The sequence below is a fragment of the Legionella nagasakiensis genome, from assembly GCF_900639915.1.
In the GTDB taxonomy this organism is placed as follows: domain Bacteria; phylum Pseudomonadota; class Gammaproteobacteria; order Legionellales; family Legionellaceae; genus Legionella_A; species Legionella_A nagasakiensis.
Genome location: NZ_CAAAID010000001.1, coordinates 167294 through 186291 on the forward strand (window position 1 = coordinate 167294; position 18998 = coordinate 186291).

Consider the following 18998-nt stretch of genomic DNA (forward strand, 5'->3'; position numbering starts at 1 on the left):
CGATTTTTACTTATTTTGCTTATCGGACAATAAATGCAGCATGGCCTCAAGGGCCAGTAGATAACCATGCAGCCCAAATCCAGTAAGCATGCCAATGGCCGCATCAGATAAAACGCAATGAATTTTTCTCGTGGCAATATTGCTGATGTGAATTTCTACATAAGGTAAATTGGCGCCTTTAATACAATCTTTTAATGCATAACCGGCATAAGTAAAGCCAGCGGGGTTCATGACCAGTCCATCGAAACCTTTATCTGCTGCTTCGTATATTTTATTAATGGCTTCGCCTTCAAGATTGGTGTAAAAAATTTCTAGATAATATCCTTTATCCTTAGCATGTTGATGTAATGTTTGATTTAATTCTTCCGCAGTTGTTTTTCCATAAATTTCAGGTTCACGTTTACCCAGATAGTTTAAATTAGCACCTTGCACTAAGAGAATCTTTTCCATGATGTGCTCTCCTGATTTAATTTAAGAGAGGTTCTTTCAAATAAGAATGAATAAATAAAAACGATCTATCCTTAATAATATAAAATATAACGCGAATTCGATATCACTGCTTAAGGATTGAATTGTTCTATAATCTTGGTTCTTGATATTTAGCCGATTCTTCAGCAAATTTTTCCTTAATAAAAAGCGTGCGTCTTGCTAATGAGCCATTGAGGTTAACTAAATGAATTTTATCTAACTCAGAGACTAACGTGTCGTTATCCTTGATGCGACCCTCATCAATTTTTTTGACGATTTGGGCGACTTCTTGGACATGATGGCGATTCCAATGGCCGGTAAAAAAGCGTAGCCACCAGGAGTTGCCTTTGGTGTAATCATCCAATAAGGCGCGCGCACTTTGCAATGGGTCTTTTGATGTTTGATACAATCGATGATAAGACGCTGGTGCTGATAGAATGGCGTGGCTAAAAAACGATGCTCTGGTTCGTGATGGGCGCATTGTTTTAGGTTGCGAATGTTCCGTCTCTGGTTCGGATTCTGGCTTATTCACTGCTGGTTTTTTTGATGGTGTTTTGCTCTCAGGAATAGGCATTCCAGTGACGGCTGGAGCAATTCTTCTGGCAGGTTCAGGGAGATGTTCTGATAACCTTCCCTCAGTGCTTCTGACGCTTTCTACAAGACCAGAGTGTGAAACAGGTTGTGTGTGTCGAAGGGGAATAAACGATGAACTTGCTGTGAGAGGCTGCAGCCATGGATCATCCGGGCGCATTTGTCGCCCTTGTAAATAAGCGGCATAAAAAGGATTGCTGGGATCGGCGGATGCTCGCTGCAATTGTTCATCGTTGGCAAGAGCCATAAAATCATGCAACTTATCCAGTTCGGTGGTATAGTGATTGGCTAGCGGCTTGTTTGGAGTTTTTTGATTTTCTCCCCAAAAGCTTGGTTCTGCCAAACCATCGCTGTATTGCAAACCGGAATCAAAATACGAAGTATCGGTGTGCTCTCGAACAGGAAGCATCAAGCTATAACCTGCGCCAATGGCACGATAAACATCGGCAATTGCGCCTTCAACAATCTGTTGTTGCGTAGAGCTTTTGGACCATTGTTCCATGCTCGTTGTAGGTAAACTAAGAGTGGGATACCCTTTACTGCCAATGTTTTTTGAAGCGGTGGCAAGACCCCCGCCTCCTTTGATTGAAAATAAGGTGATGTTGTGACCATGATGAGTGGAATTGCCAGGAAACAGAAAGACCACTTTTTTTGGATCTAACTTTTGCTCGACGCAAGCTGTTTTGAATGAAGCTGCATCGATGTATCCCGCATAATAAATTATTTTCATAAGATATAACCGGTAATGACCCTGTTTTTAAATTATACATCTTAGGAGTCTCTCAGGACAAATGTTTTGCACACGACGCAGGCCGCTTAGAGCGGCTTAAAACCTATAATGTTATACATCCCTTTAAAATGAACAAGATTAGAAGTGATTTGTGCTTGTAAATCCGGTTTTATTTGCTTCGTATTAACGACTAAATAGGGGGTCGGGTGATTTGAAAATTTTGCAATGATTTTGTAATCATGTTGATTGGATATTTTTTTTTCAAAATGATAATCCCAGATGCCTATGGCAGCGGCTTTTTGCTCTTTCACAGCAGCCAATGCCTGTGTGATGTCGCTATATTGTACCCAGGTTGCATGAACTCCGGCTTTGGATAATTCTTCTTTTAAACGAGTGTAACCTGAGGAAGAGTAAGGGTCTGTGTAGGCAATGGTCTGGTTTTTCAGATCACGCAGTGAGGTAACTCTTGAGTTTTTTTCTACAATGACGTAGCTGCTGTAATTGGTCATTGGGTTACCAGTTTTAGGATTTTTTTCTATGACTTGCGCGATTGCTTTTAATGTTTTGTGATGTTCTATCATGGACTTATTTTTAACATAGGCGATGGTGATTTTGTCTTTCTTTAACGCATTCACTAAGGTGCCCTGATTATTGAAGGTTAATAGTTGTACACAATGCCCGCTTGCTTTTTCTAAGGCGCTGATGAACGTAGACCATTCTTTTTCTACAGCAGTATTTGTGTATTGGGGTTGGCTAATACCAAATTTGAGACAAGAGGTGTTTTTTGCAAAATTTGGTGCAGCCATCAACCCCAGTACAATGATTGAAATTATTTTTTTAAAACGTTCCATGTTGGATGCTCCTGGACGTATGCTATAGATTTTAGTATAACCCAAGATTGTCCGATAAACTGCTGGGTCGAGGTAAATGTTGGATAGGAGCGTTTTCAGGATCAATGTAGTTTCGCCCAATGATCTTACAAAGCTGTCTTTGTAACTGGTGTGGTAAATGGCTGGCAAGTGCTTCCAGAGGGTTGTAGTCGATATCCTCATCCATCTCAGATACATCCAGCTCACAAGGGTAGTCGTCGTTGATGGCTATTCCATCAACCATTGTCATGTAGAGTGCATTAAGAAACAGGCGTGCTTGTTGTATTTTTTTTAACAACTCAGCTTCATTTCTGCTACGAGGGACATTTAATAGCCACAAGGCATAACCTTTCCAGCCGCGAAGAGGGATGTCAGGTGGTTTAACTGTGGTTTTAGCAAACGCTTCATACAGGTTTTTTATGTGGGCCAGCAAGCCTTCCTTATAACGGTTGTATTTTTCATCGAGGGGAGCGTTAATAAATAGCCATTCTAGCGCTTGTAAGCGGCTTGCAGCGAGCTTTGCCTCATCCAGGTATTCTTCGGATAATACAAATTGCCTGCGAGTGGACTCAGAGAGGGCTTCAATTTCTTGTGGCGGTAAAGTCCAGTAGACTTTGACCTGCGGGTGATTGCCATCATGATAATAAACTTTTTGACCATCTCTTTTGCTATGAATGTTATAAGGTCCTTCACTATGCAGCAATATTTTTTCCATTTTGCCGCTAAAGCGAGGGACGGCTAAATGTTGTCCATTTTCGGTCAGTCTTGCCAGTTGTGTCGGTGTTAATATGTTTTGTAAAAGCCTCAATATTTGTGTTTTACATGTATGAGAATGATTTAAACTAGGGCCAAATAAGGTTAGATTTATATTAAAATCAAAAGGTTGAAGTCTAGGTTTACGGTGTTGTTCTAAAGCTTTTGCTTTTTCTATCTTAAAGATAGAGAGCGATAAGTGTTCATACGGATAAAGTTTTGATTCTGCTTTTGGTTCCCCTCTAAGAGAGGCAGCGGCTTCAGCAATGGCGGCGGTTTGTTCTTCTTCCATGGTTCTACAACGTTGCTGCAATTCAGAAAATTTGGTGTCTGTTAATTCAAACGTAACGCCATGGAGACCTTTGCCGCTATTAAGAAAACGTAATCCTTCTCGTTTTAACAAGCCGTGGTTATCATAAAAATCAATATCAAGGCCAATGAATCGCTTTAATCGTTGTTGCATTCCTGACGTTGAGGTTGTTGATGGTACACCGTAAAATCCCCAATATTCACATACTTCTAATTTGTCTTGTCCTTCTTCCAAATGAGATAGGAATAAAAATGCATGCCATAAAGGGTTTGCGCCGGTTTCTTCGTCCATGACGGCGTAAGTTACAAAATATTTCATGGTGAAAAGCAGGACTCAGTCAAAATGAGTGAATCATAACATGATGTTTGATCATTTTTTAGCCCATCTTATCTTGGTATTGCAGTCGCTTTAGGAATGGCAATATATGGATTGGAATAGCCTTCAGCAATGGCAACAGAGGCGGCCCATTTTTTTTCCCATTCGTCAGGGGGATATTGTTTGTTCCATTCTTCAAAAAGCTTGTGTTGAGCATTGCTTAATTTAATGTTGTATCGGTAAGCCATAAATAAATTGGCCCGAGCGACAATGCCTTTGGCGCGGTCGGAGGGTTCGAATTGACTCAAGGTGTTATCTAATTGAATATCACAACCCCAGAAAGTTTCGTTGCTACGAAGTTCCCCATATTGATAAGAGGTTCGTGCCTGCTTGACCAAACCTATAACGGGCCAGAGATTGTAAAGCTCGGCTTCGGCTTGTCTGAATAGTTCACTGATCTGCCGACAGCATTCCCGTCCTTGAAATGCGATGCCATCACGATGGCATAGAGGTTCCTGCCAGCAAGGAAATTCTTGTCCGATGAGTTCGATGGGCATGATGTGTTCCCATTCCACCATATGAGCTTCTTTAAAATGGCCAGATCCCTGCATGTTGCAGCTGGCTAAATCAACCTGATTAAAGCGCTCATAGTGGCAACCGCAATAAAGCGTTTGGCGGTGTGCATTGAAAATGGTTTCAGCGATTTTTTGGGCTTCAAGATAAGAGCGTGGTGAAGCAAAGGTTGTGGCAATGAACATAATGAAAACAGTGAATAGCCATGCCAGCTTGGCCATAGAACCGTTAACAGACCCTGGGAGGATTGGCATAATGATTGTTCTTTTAAGGTCATTTCTAAAAATTATGCCGGGAATTAAAATGCATGGCAAATGCCTGCAAGTCTATACATGGTGAGAGTGTACAGGAGGAAGTACCCATTTAATGAAACGTAAGGCCGCCCGATGGTGTTTCTTCTACTAGGGGTGGTGCGGACGGGAGAGGGAAAGCTCCTGGAGGATGTGGTACGTCAAAGAAAGCAGGTAAGGGATGGTCAACGGTGATGGTGGATGCTTTAGCCAGTGCCCTGGCGGCAGATTGTTCATGCATTGTTATTTCGTATTCAGCGGCGCGTATGGTGGTTTGTGTTTCACCTATTCTTGTATACAGTTGCGGTATTTCCACGCTGATAAGTGCCTGGATGTTACTGCTTTCCCGTTCCATGGTGGCGATATTATCGGTAATGGCTTGTTCATTGCGCGCTTTTTTTCTTGCATCAAGTATATTTTTGACGCCATAGATTGCCGCAGCTATAAATAAGCCCGCCATTGCTAAACCAGCTATTGCGGCCGGAATGAATAACAACGGAAATAGCGTCGTTGATGCAGGGGCGGTTATTAAAAGGGCTGGAACAGCAGCGAGCGCCAGCGTGAGTAGAAAACTAATCATGCCGCCTATGATGATGCGTTTGTTAAGTGCCCGCCGCTTTTGCATGGTTTGATCAAGCTGCTGGTTTTCTTGAGCCAACTGCGCGTTTTGCGACTGAAGTTGCGGAATGTTTGCCTGTAATTGCGCTCGCCGCTCTTGTTTTTGTTTTAACTCAAGTTCTAGTGTGGCAAGTTGATGCTGTAGAGTTGCTAAATGTATTCGTTCGCGTTGTTCAGCGTCTTTTTCCGATAAATATTGTTGCATGCATGCGATGATTTGCTCAAGGGCCTGATTGGCTTGCCATGGAAGGTAAGGCATAGTCGATAATTGCTGTTGAAGCTGTGTTAAATAAAGAGGATAGCACGCTTGCTCTGCCTGCCTTTTTAATTGCCGATATTGTTTATCCAGTGCCACGTGTTGTTCTGATATCTTTTTTTGCAGAATGCGACGATTATCAGCTGATAATTGGATAAAATCAGGATCAGCTTTTAGGCGAGCCTGGGCGCGAATAGCGCGTGCGCAAGCGCGTTCCTGGCGTTGTTTTTGTCTTTCAGGGAGCTGCTCTTTTATCTCGCGGCTGGCTTCCTCATATTCTTCTTGAAGTCGGGTTTTTCTAAGACGTTGCTCACTTAACTGAAGGCGTAATCGTGTAAGTTCTAAAGATAATGATGCATGTTGTCGATTGAGCGCTCTTATTGCTTCCTCTTCCTTCGTTGATGGGTGTGCGTGTGTATGGGTGGCAGCAGGATGGCTGTGATCATGGGTTGTACCATGATCTGGTATTGAATCAGGATGATGAGTTGTTGGGGTGCGTTGAGCTTCACGTCTTTTTCTGCGAACGTGTTGCTCAATCACTATAAGTTGTTGTTCCAAATATCCTATTCGTGACTCAATGTCGCGAATCTCGATGACGTAACTGGTCATTCCGCTTTGTTTTGTTCTCAAGGCGTTTAATAATATGCCTGTGCGGTGCTGGTCATCACGTTCTTGCTTTGTATCCGATGTTTCTTCTCGTTGATCATGTTCTAACTGGTTTCGGTATGCATCTTCTTCAAGCCGTTTTTGAGCTTGATGTTTATCGGCAGCAAGCACAATTTGTAAGGATTCATCTACTCGCTCCATAATCGGTTTGAGAAGAATTCGCGCCAGACAATGTTGCCGCAATGTTTCGTAGGCTGGAGTGGTGCTAAAATAATCCGAAATTTTTTGAGTAAGCAGCGCTTCAATGTGAACGTTTGCAAGAGACATAAAAAACCATTCAGAATCAATTTTGTGCATATTATTTATTTTTGTAAAATAATTCAACAATAATTTGCAGTCATTAAAAATAAGAGCCTGTTCAAAGTCTCCGATCTTTTTAAGACAGTAGGCAGGTTTCGCAGAACATGCAATAATTACTCTTTTTAATTAAAAAGAGTCAAATTTATGTATAAATTATTTACGTATTTATTAATTGCATTGCTGGCTTTTGGGCTGGTGGTGAATGAAGCCTCGGCCAAGCGTTTTGGCGGCGGGCGAAGTTTTGGCGTTCAGCGTTCAAAAAGCAGTCTTTTTTCATCGAATCACGCTAAGAATAGTAAATCTTTAGGGCAGCGTTCTCAGGCAAGCAAATGGGGCGGTGTGCTGGGCGGATTGTTAGTCGGTGGTTTATTAGCCAGCTTGTTTATGGGGCATGGCTTGGCGAATGGTTTAATATCCTGGTTAATTGTCGGTTCATTGATTTTCTTTATTGTAAGTTTCATGCGCAAGAGAATGCAGCCAGGTTTCCAGGCTGCTCATTCTGCTGGTTTTAGTCAAAACCGATTTAGTGATGCTGTAAATTTTTCTTCGGCAAGGGCGGATTATCAGGCGGCGGATTATCCTCATGGCTTTGAACAGGAATCGTTTCTTCGGGATGCTAAAGTCAAGTTTATCCGTTTACAAGCGGCTTATGATCAAAAAAACATGCAGGATTTAAGTGCTTTTACAGCCCCGGAAATATTTGCAGAAATCAAAATGCAGATAGAAGAACGTGGTGATGAGCCTAATACAACCGAAGTTGTCCAGCTTGAGACTGAATTGCTTGATGTTGCCAAACAAGCGGATGGTTGGGTAGCAACGGTGCGCTTTACCGGTTTTATTAAAGAAAACAGTGATCCTATGACCCAACTGGATGAGTTATGGCATTTCCGTCAATTTGCTCACAGCAACGATTGGGTGGTAGGTGGCATTCAGCAATAGTGTAAAGTAAAAAATTTATATCACCAGATTGTAGGTAGCCTGGTTATGATTTATATAACCAGGTTTTGCAAAACATCCCTCCTTTGAATACCCCATGCTCCGCATCGCTTTTATCATCATCAAGCATGGATGGTTAATCGTTCGTTAATGTCGTTTTTGTTATACTTACCATTAGAGTCGACTAATTGAGTAATGGCAATGGCAAGAGAGCACTCAGAAGTATATAAAACCGAAGGTTTAGTTCGTTCTGTCGAAGTAGGTGTACACACAGAGCAGCGCCTTAATAAAGATCAGTTGCATGCCTGGTTAAGAGCGGATGAGCCGCTTAGTTATGAGGCGATGGCGGACTTGTTGCGAGAAGTTAACGATGCGCAGTTTAATATCGTTTCCAAGGTGGTGGGCGACCAGTGGTTGCGGGATGCTACTCACGCTCTCCCTCTTGATCAACGCATGTCGCATGATAAGCCTGTCATTGAAGCCAACAACATGTTGTTGCGTACCTTATCACGTTTGCGACCCATTGACTTTGCCATTGATAAAAAACTGGGCGGTGAGGGTGCTGCCATACGTGGTGAAATGCGAATCAGGTTTGCCGAGTTGAGTAAAGAGATTTTAGCCATTGCGCAGGACCCTGCTAAAAGCAACGAGGTGAAATTAGAAGAAATTAAGGCGCACGAGAAGGTATTTAATACGTTTCTGGTTGAAAAACTGCATGACGCTAATTTGACCGAAGGTTGTAACAGTGCCAAGGACGCCAAAGAATTATTATTTCATTACCGCAATCTCTCGAGTGTTTTAACGCCGGCACGCACCATGGTGACGTTGACCTATGATAGGGACGCTGGGGTATTGCAGCGTGAGACGCAATACCCGGTGACTAAGAAAACCCCCGAGCAAAAAAGAGAACTTGCAAAATTAAAAGAAGTAACGCCTTATCCTGCACATGATGAAAAAAATGCCCATACTCATTTGAGCGTTGCTGAACAAGAAGCGGATAGCTTATTTGCCGAATTGATTGCCAGCGATGACACGGCATTGCCGGCACAGGCGAGGAACACGCACCTGGTAGGCGCAAAAAATGCATTTATTGTCAAAAACGAATTAATCCTCGTTGATGATCCATCCGTCATCGAGAGACCTGCGGATCTCGATGTTTTGAGCGCCGAGGAGGAAAACGTGCTGTGGTTAGCCCGTATGGGCTCGCCAGCTTATGTCGGCGAAGGGGAAAGCGCCGCACAGGTTCAGGTTCATACTCATGAAGCACTGGAGCAAGTCCGGGCAACGGCTAAAGAAAAAATGGGCCGAGAGGAGGCTGAGTTACACCTGCATGTGACGACGCTGAATACTTATACCTTTCTGAAAAGTCAGGCGACCATTGTGAGTAATATTGCTACGGTGACCAGAGGATCTGGCCGTGGAGATGATTATTCTTATTTACCTTCCAACGATGATGGAACATTTCGTGTTGTTGATGTTGCGGAAGGATTGGATTTTGGTGAAGAAAGTCGTCCGTGGGGGTCGGCACCAGGGGCAAAGGCAACCCGTCTTGATAGTGTTTCAAAAGTCATGCGTGCTGCGGCCAAAACATTTCTCAGTGTTGTCAATTGCGCCAGTGGCCAAGATAGAACCGGTACGGCTGTGGAGAAAACAACCCAGGATTGGACCAGAGAGCGTTACATCGCCTTAGGAAAAGACCCAGCCCACATTGAAGAAGTACGGGTACGGGGTGGCAATGCGGCTGAAATTACGACCCATCATGTGCATGGGTCACCTGGAATGAAAGACGATTCCATTGCTAACAACCGCATTGGCAGTGGCGAGACATTCAGTGAGGCCGCTACCCGGGAATTGTACCGTAAGAGTGCAGGGACTAATAAAGAAAATAAAGTCGGTAATGTGGCTTTTCTTAAGCGCCCCAGTGATCGTGCTATTGAGGAATACAGGGCTAAGTTAGGGGCCTTTGAAACAGCATTGAGCGCTCTTAAAGAAAAGCATCGTTCTGAAAAACATCAACAATTTCATGAAAAAGGGTGCGAATTATTAGCGTATGTGAGAAAAACTGCTGGTGATGATCTGAAGTCATTGAAACCAAATCATCTGGCTGATTTAACCCGAGTATTATCTTGTGCGACTCAAACGCTCAACGACGTTGATAATCCTGATAAGACCAAAGAAAACGTCAAAGATCTAGCGAAACTTTCTCAGCATGTTTCTGGAAGAAGTTCAGCCTGGAAAAACGTGGGCATTGGATTACTAGTGTTTGCTTGTGCTGCTTTAGTCTGTATTGGTATTTTGGCCGCTATTCCTTCAGGCGGTAGCAGTTTGCTGTTGACCGTAGCGGGTTCGGCAGGATTGAGTGTTGCAGCAACCGCAGGCATTACAGTCGGTGTTGCTGCCGGTGCACTAACAGGTGCAGGACTTTTTGCTCATGGTCAAGAAAAAGGGCTGGCAAAAGAAGTATCTAAGTTTAAAACGGCTTTACAAGAAATGACAAAAGAAGAAAGAACACCAGAAACTGATGAGGACAAGCCATTACTTTGAGGAACGCTAGGGTTTGTGAAAAATTTTGTTCACAGACCCTAGGTCTAATCTCTATTTTTCAGCGAATTTAAATAAAGCTCTGTGGTAGCTGTCTATAAGCCTATAGGTCCTATCTTGTCTAAAAAATCAAAAAAAATAGTCAGGTTACGATTAATACTGCCTTAATCTTTATGGATTAAACTGATGATAATTTTTATGACCGTAGTTAAATGATGAACTCCGCAAACAGTCAGAAAAATACTGAAGAGAAACATACACCATTCCTGCAGGCAATACCGCCAAAACCGCGTATTGAAACGACTGGATCTTCACCAACTGAAAGAATTGTCAATAAAGAGCAGGATGAGTTTTTTATTGCTTTAGCCAAAAAAGGCGTTCATACCTTTGTCATGCTTGGAGTGATGCAAGAGGGTAGGCCTGTTTTGTTAGCCCGGGTAGGCAAATTTGTGATTGATGATAATCAATCTTGCTGCAGGCTCGGGGGAAAATTACTGTTTACAGGTGCAAAAGCAGAATTACAACCTGAATCTTTACGTCTGGGGGGTGACATCAGTTATGGAGCTTACGTTATCAGTTACCGCCAGTATTTGCAATTTACAAAATTAATGAGTATGGCGCAAGGGTCTCAGTCCATACGTTGTTATTTACCTGAGCGTGAAGACGATACGACCGCTGTTTTAACCTTAAAGGAAATAAAAAAAAGTGAGTCAAGTGATGAAAACACCGAGCAAGAAAGGAAAATAATTGCAAGAACCCATCACACACAATTATCGAATACATGCAGGCATACGGCGATTGATTTAATTGAATACACACAAGGGATTCGTACTTTAACCACTAACGTGTCTCGCTTGTTTTTCCAGTCTTTGCCGTTACAAACCAAGTTTTCCTATGGCGTTGCGCAAGATCATTTTTATGTTTTTCCCCTACCTCCGGAAGCGTATCATGCAGAAAAAGAAAAAAGGGTTATCTTGACCAAAATTTATCGCAGAATGGAAAATCTCCTTAAAAAAGATCCTTACGGAGACAATACAATCGCTAAATTTTCAGCCTTAAAACGACTCTATGTTCAGCAGGCAGGGATTCCCATGGATGATGTAGAGCAGGCATTGGACAGTATTCGACAATGGAAAGCAACGTCTCAGCCGGTGATAGAGCATCTAAGAGCTCAAAGTTTTTTCGGCAAACTGTTTGTTTCTGTATCTTCGACAAAAGTGATGGCGGATGAAATAGAATCGATGTTGCAACACTGTATGAGGCATTCAACGCTCTATTGAATCAATTGGCACTTAAGCACAAGAAGGAGTACAATCTGTTATTTTTACTGCCAATTCCTTGCCATTTTTATGAAAAAAACACCTCATCTTAAAGCCTGGCCTTTATATTGCCGCTTGTTTACCTATGTCAAACCTTTTTGGCCTATTCTCCTTTTGGGCGTATTTGCTAACATTTTTTATTCGGCGATTGATGCTGGGTTCACTTACATGATGCGCCCTTTTTTGGATAAGGGGTTTATTGATATTGATATGTCCTTTGTCAAACAAATTCCCTTCATCGTACTTGTTGGGATTTCGATTCGGGGGCTTGTGAGCTCTCTCGGCAGCTATTGTATGACTTGGGTGGCTCGGTCAGTGGTGAAAGTGCTGCGACAGCGGGTTTTCGCTCATATCATTCGTTTGCCGGCGGATTATTACGATGAAGCCACATCGGGGCAATTATTATCTAAAATTCTTTATGATGTTGAGCAGGTTGCCCAAGTCAGTGCGGATGCCTTAACGGATTTGGTACAAAACATTTGTCTGGTGACTGGTTTACTGATTGTGATGATGGTCGTTTGTTGGCAACTCTCTTTGATGTTTTTACTGACGATTCCATTCGTTGGGTTACTCGTTAATTTTACGAATAAACGGGTGCGGCGAATTAGTCATAAAGTACAAAAAACCATGGGTGAGGTGACAGAAATTGCCGGAGAAGCCATAGAGGGTTATCGTGTTGTGCGCATTTTTGGTGGTGAACGCTATGAAGTGGGTAAATTCAATAAAGCCACGGAGATCTCACGGCAAAATGACATGAAGGTCGCAGTCAGCAAAGCAATTAACGTTTTTGGTGTGCAATTTATTATTGCTTTGGGCATTGCCTTAATTATTTTTGCGGCGATTCAGCTTGCAACGGTGATAACCATTACTGCTGGTTCTTTTCTGGCCATCATTGCCGCGATGCTGCAGCTCATTAAGCCAATGAAAACGTTAACGACATTGAATGCGACTATCCAGCGAGGCCTTGCTGGGGCGGAAAGTGTTTTTAAGTTGTTGGAGCAGCCAATAGAGTCTGAAACGGGCAAACGATCGATAGCAAACATTCGAGGTTCCATTCATTTTGATCGTGTTTCCTATGCTTATCGCCAAGGTCAACCCATATTACATGAAGTGAGTTTTAGCATCGAAGCGGGTGAAACCGTTGCATTAGTGGGACATTCTGGCAGTGGTAAAACAACAATTGCAAGCCTGTTACCTCGCTTTTATGAGCTCAATTGCGGCAAAATTACCCTTGATGGCATGCCAATCAACGAATTGGCTTTAAGTGAGCTTCGTGCCAACATTGCCTTGGTCAGCCAACAAGTCATCCTTTTTAATGATACCTTGGCGAATAATATTGCATATGGTCGTTTTGATATTAGCCGGGAGCGGATTATTGCCGCAGCAAAGCTTGCCTACGCGGATGAGTTTATTCAAAAATTACCACAAGGATACGACACGCGCATTGGAGAAAATGGCGTGCTTTTATCGGGGGGACAACGGCAGCGTCTGGCTATTGCGCGCGCCATTTTAAAGGATGCGCCGATCCTTATTCTTGATGAGGCAACGTCAGCGCTTGATAGTGAATCCGAACAATACATTCAAGCTGCCTTAGATCTGGTCATGCAAAATAGAACGACATTGGTTATTGCACATCGGTTGTCAACCATCCAGCGCGCGAATAAAATTATCGTCATGCATCAAGGACGGGTGGTGGAACAGGGAACTCATCAGCAATTATTGGCTTTGGATGGTCATTACGCTCAATTATATAAAGTACAGAAGTTAGGCATTAAAAACGAACAGGAAGCGGTGGCTTAATGTTATTCGTCAACATGGACAAGCTTTGGTACACACGTCATCCACTGCGTTGGTTCTTGTTGCCTTTTGCTTTATTGTATCAAGTGATTAGTGAATGTCGGCGCTTTTTTCTACAACGTTTTCGACAACCACCAATATCGATCCCAGTGATTGTGGTAGGTAATTTAACGGTGGGTGGCGTTGGTAAAACCCCCTTAGTCATTGCATTGGCAAACCAATTACGTGCTCGTGACGTGCGAGTAGGTATCGTCAGTCGCGGTTATGGTGCAAGGGTGCGTCATTTCCCCTATGAGGTGACCCTGAATTCGAAAACCGATGACGTTGGTGATGAGCCGTTGCTGCTGGCTCAAAAGACAGGGTGTCCAGTGGTGATTGCACCAAAACGAAGACAAGCCGTGCAATATCTTATGGACAACCATCAAAGTCAAATCATTCTTAGTGATGATGGTTTACAACATTACGCGATGGCGCGTGCGATGGAAATTGTTGTCATTGATGGAACACGCGGTTTGGGCAATGGGTGGTGCTTGCCGGCAGGACCTTTGCGAGAAAGTGCCAGGCGTTTAAAATCGGCTGATTTTGTAATTATTAATGGAGGCGAGTGGCCTGGTGCTCATCGTATGGATTTAATGCCTGGAAAACTCACCCGGCTTATTAGTGGCCAATCGCTGGAAGTGTCTAAATTGGAGGGTACTGTAGCGGCTGTGGCTGCCATTGGTAATCCCCAACGTTTTTTTACCACACTCACTAAACTTGGTGTGAAGTTTAATGCTTATCCATTTGCTGATCACCATCGTTTTCAGCTCAATGAATTGCAGTTTGCAGAAAAAGTGATAGTGATGACAGAAAAAGATGCGGTAAAATGCCGAGCGTTTGCTACAGAAACTATGTATTTTTTGCCTGTGGAAGCAAAGATTAGTGACGCATTCTGGAAAAATTTCTGGTCTCATAAACAATTACAGGATTATGTATAACATGGGTCTGATTCAATGGGGAAAACGTATTATTTGTTTTACATTGTTAATGAGTTGTGCGATTCATGCGGATGAAACGGAATCAAAAAGTGGCTTGCCAGAAGTCAGTCTTGAGGAGGCTGAATCAAAAAGTATTTTACCTACAGAAACGATCTACGCAGACTGGATATTTTCTGGCATTGTGAGGAATGAAAGTGGCGAACAGTATGGTTATTTTTTTCAGATGCAAAGAAATAACCATACCTTTCATGCTATTTCCGCGGTATTTGATGGTGAAAATAAGCAAATTCTTCTTTTTGATGAAAATACGGCGACGCTTAATGAATCTAAAACGAGTAACTGGCAGGTTGGTCGGGCTTTTCTAAGTTTTAATCCCATTAATGAAAGCTGGATTTTCGGATTTAAAACCAAGAATAAAGAAGGTTTTAATTTCAAAGTAGACATGTTAAGCCATCCTGAAAATACGCCTGTTATTCAAGATTTACGTCCAGGCATGGAATTGCTGATCAGCCAAACAGGACGTTTAAATGGTCATTTGCAACTTGGCCAAGATGGAAAAGAACTGTTTGTTATGGCAAAAAATGCCTGGTATCGTCATGTTTGGCTGACCAAAGATGAGGATACAATGCATCTTTTTTCCAGTTTATTATGTCGATTTAATGATGGTAGTGGGTTGTATTCAGTGAATATTCCTGAAGAAGATGCATTTCAGGGTGCGGTAGCAGGATTGTGTGATGCTCAGGGTACCTCCAGAGCCATGTCACAATTTATTAATGTCAAAGAAGATGCAAAAGAAGGAGTTTGGCATATCCGTGTTCCATCTCCTGCCCTGCATCTGATTTTATCTGAAGCAATGAAGCAAGGTTCTGTGGTTGCAGGGTTTATTTCCAAGGGAGAGAAAATGGGATTTTGTTTATTGAGCAAAGATAAACTTGGCGGGGTAGCATTAAACCAAACCAAGGATGAACATCAAAACGAAGGTATTCATGCCAGTGAAAACTCAACAGAGCCCAAAGTATAAAATGAATTATTATTAAAAACCCTCTGTGTGAGACTGGTCTCTTTTGTTACCTATGGGCCAGTCACGCAGGAGGTAAAGAACAAAAGCCATACTGAGCAGAATAGGTATTAGATGTTCACTATTAACTCATGGCATGTTGTTCTGTTTTCTATTTTCTCAGGAAGAAAAAGTACCAAAATACTCGCGGTTAGCAATGCCCCTGGGATGGTCAGTAGTGCATGTTGATAATTGCCAAGTGTGTATTGGCCTGTTTGATTAAAAACATCCAGTAGATAGCCAATAAGTGTTTGAAAAATAGGCACGGTGAGCATGGCAAGTGTGTTGGTGAAACCGGTGCATGTGGATAATAAGTTCGGTGGTGCTAATTCATTGGCGATGGTGAAAGCGAGCATGTAGGCACCACAACAACAGCCCATCACAAATAGGAGCAGGCTAATGATTACAGGATTTTGTAAAGGCAGATAAAGCAATATTAGAAATAAAACAGTCGTTGACAGACACGAGCTTAAAATCAATGGCTTTCGTCGTTCAAATTGATTGGAGAGTATGCCAAATAAGGGGCAACTCACGCCTGCACCAAGGAAAAAAAAGGCGACTAAAATGGTTGCTAGTTGCAAACTGGTGGAAAGTTTTATTTGAAGAAAAGGAATCGCCCATAATGCTCCAAAAACGGTGACAATAACAAAACTTAAACCGACAAACAAACCATTAATCCAGGCTTTGCCATTTTTAAGGATTTGTAGGATTTGCTGGCCATAATCAGAGAGTGGCTTTACGGAACGGGGACTGTCTGGAATGTTTGTCCAGCATAAAAACGAGATGAGTAAACCAACCATTCCTGCTGCAAAGATGAAATAACGCCATCCCCAAATGGCAATGAGTTTTCCCATGCTGATCATGCCAATCATCGTGACGATAAACGCCAATGTTTCTGAAAATCCAATCATGAAAGCAAATCGTTTTATAGGAAAATATTCTCGCAGAAGGTGAGAGAAGCCAACAAAGGCAAAGGCAGAGCCTGCACCAATTAAAAAACGTCCCAAAAATAATCCCGTCAGGCTTTCGCTTGAGGCAAATACCAAACATCCTAGACTGCAAAGAAAAGCATTGAAAGCCAATAAGAGACGACTGTTTTGCCGATCAAACAATATACCGACGGGTATCTGCAGACTGGTGTATACAAAATATAAGGAACTGCCAAGTAATCCTGCAGTCAGGGCCGAAAAGTGCATGGTTTGCATAATGGCGCCAATAACCACACCTGAAGAGAGTTGCATAAAAAACTGAAATAAAACAAAAGAAACACCGGCTGACCAAATACCGAAGCGAAACCTTGAAGGATACAAGCTGACTGTCATCATCGTTAAGCTACTTTATGAATTTTAATTAACATCCCTGCTTGCGGGTGATCAAGATAGTAAACAACATTGGGTTTCAGGCGCTGCTTTTGCGAAAATATAAAAGATGTATCATTGGTAGGAGAAGAAAAGAATAGTTCTGTGTCTAGTAAATAATAGTTGCTTTGCCTGACTCGCAGAGTGCCTTCTATATCCCAGCTGTTGCTATGAATAGCGGATAAGGCAACGGGCCGTTGATTATTGCCAGGTTGTAGCCATGTATAATGCAACAATATTCGATATTGCGATTTACGGTTCAAAGCCCAATATTCATTACGTAATTGTGAGGTAGAAACAGGTAAAAGATGATAGGGTGTCATCGCGTTATCCAGACTTCGCAGCGGGATTGCTGCATGTGTATCCGGAGGAATAAGAGGCGCTACCATGTGTTCAGTGTTTTCAGAGCCTTGTTGGTGAGTAAAAACAATCAAGTCAATTTGATAGAGGGTATGATTGCCGGCAAAACCAAGGCAGCAATTTGCTAGTAAACTGATCAGTAAGATAACTCGTAACATAATAAGGGCAATGGATATTCAGTAGCGATATTATACACACTTGGTCTGTTTTGTAATACTTTCGTTGGATGCAGGTAGGAAATAAGTATTCGAAGTAAGGATTGTTTGGTGTTTAAACAGATGGTAAAATGATCAAATTTTATTCTTGTCGACCTGTGAAAAATCCAACCATGCCATATTCACTCAGAAATACTTCTGCCAGAGCCCATGCAGGAAAAAAAAGACGGTCTCGAAACCTTCCAGAACGGTTCCGTGATTATGCACTCACCGATAATCCCTTTGCTTTTCAGTTTTCACTGAGTGACACAAGTCGCAAGCGTCACATCAAGTCAGATCATAAGAAAATCAAGAGAAGGCGTGCAGATGAAAGTAGGGCAATTGATGTAGAAAGCACCATGCATGCACTTGGAATCAGCAATATGGATGTTGCAGATTATCTTCCTTCGCCGTTGGATAAACCTCTTTTATGTGCAGTCAGACCCGTCAACCTTCTAAAAGCATTCGGTGGCTATGGATTGTATGCAACGGGAGATATACCTGCTGGAACTTGCATCGGTGAGTATACTGGAAGGGAATTTAGTATGGATGAGTTTGAACGCTATTTGCAAACAGAGCCTGGAGCGAATCCAAGTTATGCCATGGATATGGAACATAAAATTGTTGATGCAAGGGTAGCTGGAAATTTTACTCGGTTTATCAATTTTTCCGATAGTCAGGCTAATGTAGAATTTAGAGAGGCAAGACGAGGTCATAAAAAGGTAGTCACGGTCGTTACTACTAAACCCATTCATTCTGGCGAACAATTTTTAGTCGATTATAACAAATACGATGAACATGCCTCTAAAGATTATTATTTTTTAAATCCTCAAGACGGTTGGCAATCCACTTGGGAAATGTATGAAGAACATATTGATTGTTATAAGCGTGTCAGACATTCAGTCGTTCTTGATTGTTTCCATATCACGAAGGAAGATAAGTTGTATTCAACCCAAGTGGGCATGTTGGTTTTTGCAGGCATGCTTTTAGACGATTCCGTGGAAGAACATGCAGGCGAGGTGAATTTACCTTATCTAAAAATAGATGGTCATCGCAGGATTCTGGATGCTTGTGAAATGGATTTATTTACACCACTCATGGTGGCCTGTTTTCTAGGACAAGTTGCTAATGTCCAATGGCTCATTGAGCACGGTGCTTGCATCGATCAGCAACAAAATCACTCTGGGAATTGCCCACTTTTTTTTGCATTGGAAGGTTATCGTCATCATGAGAGCATGCGTCCAGCATTCATGGAAATCATCAGGCTGTTGATTTTGCACAAAGCAAATGCCACAGTTCATGATAGAGCGGATTTAACCTTTCTACATAAAGCGGTGTCCGTACTGACCGCGGATGATTTTGCTTCAGTGGTACAGGGGTTGCTGGATCAATCTCACAGTAATTTTATTAATTTATATGAATACCTTGATGATCAGGACAATGATATTATTTTGTATTGCCTAAAACATCATTATTTTGAGCAACTTGGCCTTTTATTGCGTGTTTATCCAACCTATTTTGAAGACAGCTATATTAAAGCCGACGAAGAGAATCAAGCATTCCATACCCAACAATTCAAAACAATCATTGAGACTTATTCTGAGACAGAAAAAGAAGATTTTCTTGAGTTTTTAACACGCATTGGCATTGAGTTGGAGGATGAACTTCGTGAAGCATTAGCATTGCCTTTTGCATCTGCAGCAATGACTCCATAGATTAG

Annotated in this window: 15 protein-coding genes; 7 read left to right on the top strand and 8 right to left on the bottom strand. The window is 42.2% G+C overall.

Features of this window, described 5'->3' with window-relative positions:
• Positions 1-6 precede the first annotated feature (6 nt).
• The 6 genes from E1O52_RS00810 to E1O52_RS00830 form a co-directional block, all read right to left on the bottom strand.
• On the bottom strand, positions 7-450 hold the full coding sequence (locus E1O52_RS00810; RefSeq protein WP_133126844.1) for a type II 3-dehydroquinate dehydratase: 444 nt from the start codon (positions 448-450) through the stop codon (positions 7-9).
• A gap of 127 nt (positions 451-577) precedes the next feature.
• A complete protein-coding gene (locus E1O52_RS00815; RefSeq protein WP_133126845.1) occupies positions 578-1789 on the bottom strand; it encodes a DUF5617 domain-containing protein in 1212 nt (403 codons plus the stop codon).
• 86 nt (positions 1790-1875) lie between these two features.
• Complete coding sequence (locus E1O52_RS00820; protein WP_165474662.1) at positions 1876-2640, bottom strand: phosphate/phosphite/phosphonate ABC transporter substrate-binding protein; 765 nt, start codon at positions 2638-2640, stop codon at positions 1876-1878.
• 31 nt (positions 2641-2671) lie between these two features.
• Positions 2672-4039: a hypothetical protein gene (locus tag E1O52_RS13105; RefSeq protein WP_165474663.1), complete on the bottom strand. Its 1368-nt coding sequence runs from the start codon at positions 4037-4039 to the stop codon at positions 2672-2674.
• Between the two features lie 68 nt (positions 4040-4107).
• The gene (locus tag E1O52_RS00825) at positions 4108-4863 is read right to left on the bottom strand and encodes an endonuclease (protein WP_242602119.1); all 756 of its coding nucleotides are present in this window, start codon (positions 4861-4863) and stop codon (positions 4108-4110) included.
• A 109-nt stretch (positions 4864-4972) separates the two neighbouring features.
• Positions 4973-6706, bottom strand: a complete 1734-nt coding sequence (locus E1O52_RS00830; RefSeq protein WP_133126847.1) for a hypothetical protein — start codon at positions 6704-6706, stop codon at positions 4973-4975.
• 177 nt (positions 6707-6883) lie between these two features.
• Here E1O52_RS00830 and E1O52_RS00835 point away from each other — a divergent pair, with 177 nt between their 5' ends.
• From E1O52_RS00835 to E1O52_RS00860, 6 genes are all read left to right on the top strand, one after another.
• Positions 6884-7678 carry a Tim44 domain-containing protein gene (locus E1O52_RS00835; RefSeq protein WP_133126848.1) on the top strand — a complete coding sequence of 265 codons (795 nt, stop codon included), beginning with the start codon at positions 6884-6886 and terminating at the stop codon, positions 7676-7678.
• Between the two features lie 198 nt (positions 7679-7876).
• Positions 7877-10219 (top strand): hypothetical protein, encoded by a 2343-nt coding sequence (locus E1O52_RS13260; RefSeq protein WP_207384151.1) that lies wholly within the window; start codon positions 7877-7879, stop codon positions 10217-10219.
• A 209-nt stretch (positions 10220-10428) separates the two neighbouring features.
• Positions 10429-11496 (top strand): hypothetical protein, encoded by a 1068-nt coding sequence (locus tag E1O52_RS00845; RefSeq protein ID WP_133126849.1) that lies wholly within the window; start codon positions 10429-10431, stop codon positions 11494-11496.
• 69 nt (positions 11497-11565) lie between these two features.
• Positions 11566-13335: a lipid A export permease/ATP-binding protein MsbA gene (gene msbA, locus E1O52_RS00850; protein ID WP_133126850.1), complete on the top strand. Its 1770-nt coding sequence runs from the start codon at positions 11566-11568 to the stop codon at positions 13333-13335.
• Positions 13335-14309 (top strand): tetraacyldisaccharide 4'-kinase, encoded by a 975-nt coding sequence (gene lpxK / locus E1O52_RS00855; RefSeq protein ID WP_133126851.1) that lies wholly within the window; start codon positions 13335-13337, stop codon positions 14307-14309. The genes msbA and lpxK overlap by 1 nt, the downstream gene beginning before the upstream one ends.
• Before the next feature lies 1 nt (position 14310).
• Positions 14311-15330: a hypothetical protein gene (locus E1O52_RS00860; RefSeq protein WP_133126852.1), complete on the top strand. Its 1020-nt coding sequence runs from the start codon at positions 14311-14313 to the stop codon at positions 15328-15330.
• Between the two features lie 107 nt (positions 15331-15437).
• Here the strand turns inward: E1O52_RS00860 and E1O52_RS00865 are convergent, their stop codons facing one another.
• Together E1O52_RS00865 and E1O52_RS00870 are read right to left on the bottom strand one after the other, a co-directional pair.
• Entirely contained in the window at positions 15438-16691 is a 1254-nt protein-coding gene (locus E1O52_RS00865; protein WP_278043900.1) for an MFS transporter, read from the bottom strand.
• Between the two features lie 2 nt (positions 16692-16693).
• Positions 16694-17242: a CsiV family protein gene (locus tag E1O52_RS00870; protein WP_133126853.1), complete on the bottom strand. Its 549-nt coding sequence runs from the start codon at positions 17240-17242 to the stop codon at positions 16694-16696.
• A gap of 128 nt (positions 17243-17370) precedes the next feature.
• Here E1O52_RS00870 and ankI point away from each other — a divergent pair, with 128 nt between their 5' ends.
• Positions 17371-18993 (top strand): Dot/Icm T4SS effector AnkI/LegAS4, encoded by a 1623-nt coding sequence (gene ankI / locus E1O52_RS00875; RefSeq protein WP_133126854.1) that lies wholly within the window; start codon positions 17371-17373, stop codon positions 18991-18993.
• Positions 18994-18998 lie beyond the last annotated feature (5 nt).

Excerpts from the sequence above, each read along its gene's own strand:
- E1O52_RS00810 (WP_133126844.1), bottom strand. The coding sequence starts at position 450 with ATGGAAAAGATTCTCTTAGTGCAAGGTGCTAATTTAAACTATCTGGGT.
- E1O52_RS00815 (WP_133126845.1), bottom strand. The coding sequence starts at position 1,789 with ATGAAAATAATTTATTATGCGGGATACATCGATGCAGCTTCATTCAAA.
- E1O52_RS00820 (WP_165474662.1), bottom strand. The coding sequence starts at position 2,640 with ATGGAACGTTTTAAAAAAATAATTTCAATCATTGTACTGGGGTTGATG.
- E1O52_RS13105 (WP_165474663.1), bottom strand. The coding sequence starts at position 4,039 with ATGAAATATTTTGTAACTTACGCCGTCATGGACGAAGAAACCGGCGCA.
- E1O52_RS00825 (WP_242602119.1), bottom strand. The coding sequence starts at position 4,863 with ATGCCAATCCTCCCAGGGTCTGTTAACGGTTCTATGGCCAAGCTGGCA.
- E1O52_RS00830 (WP_133126847.1), bottom strand. The coding sequence starts at position 6,706 with ATGTCTCTTGCAAACGTTCACATTGAAGCGCTGCTTACTCAAAAAATT.
- E1O52_RS00835 (WP_133126848.1), top strand. The coding sequence starts at position 6,884 with ATGTATAAATTATTTACGTATTTATTAATTGCATTGCTGGCTTTTGGG.
- E1O52_RS13260 (WP_207384151.1), top strand. The coding sequence starts at position 7,877 with ATGGCAAGAGAGCACTCAGAAGTATATAAAACCGAAGGTTTAGTTCGT.
- E1O52_RS00845 (WP_133126849.1), top strand. The coding sequence starts at position 10,429 with ATGATGAACTCCGCAAACAGTCAGAAAAATACTGAAGAGAAACATACA.
- msbA (WP_133126850.1), top strand. The coding sequence starts at position 11,566 with ATGAAAAAAACACCTCATCTTAAAGCCTGGCCTTTATATTGCCGCTTG.
- lpxK (WP_133126851.1), top strand. The coding sequence starts at position 13,335 with ATGTTATTCGTCAACATGGACAAGCTTTGGTACACACGTCATCCACTG.
- E1O52_RS00860 (WP_133126852.1), top strand. The coding sequence starts at position 14,311 with ATGGGTCTGATTCAATGGGGAAAACGTATTATTTGTTTTACATTGTTA.
- E1O52_RS00865 (WP_278043900.1), bottom strand. The coding sequence starts at position 16,691 with ATGATGACAGTCAGCTTGTATCCTTCAAGGTTTCGCTTCGGTATTTGG.
- E1O52_RS00870 (WP_133126853.1), bottom strand. The coding sequence starts at position 17,242 with ATGTTACGAGTTATCTTACTGATCAGTTTACTAGCAAATTGCTGCCTT.
- ankI (WP_133126854.1), top strand. The coding sequence starts at position 17,371 with ATGATCAAATTTTATTCTTGTCGACCTGTGAAAAATCCAACCATGCCA.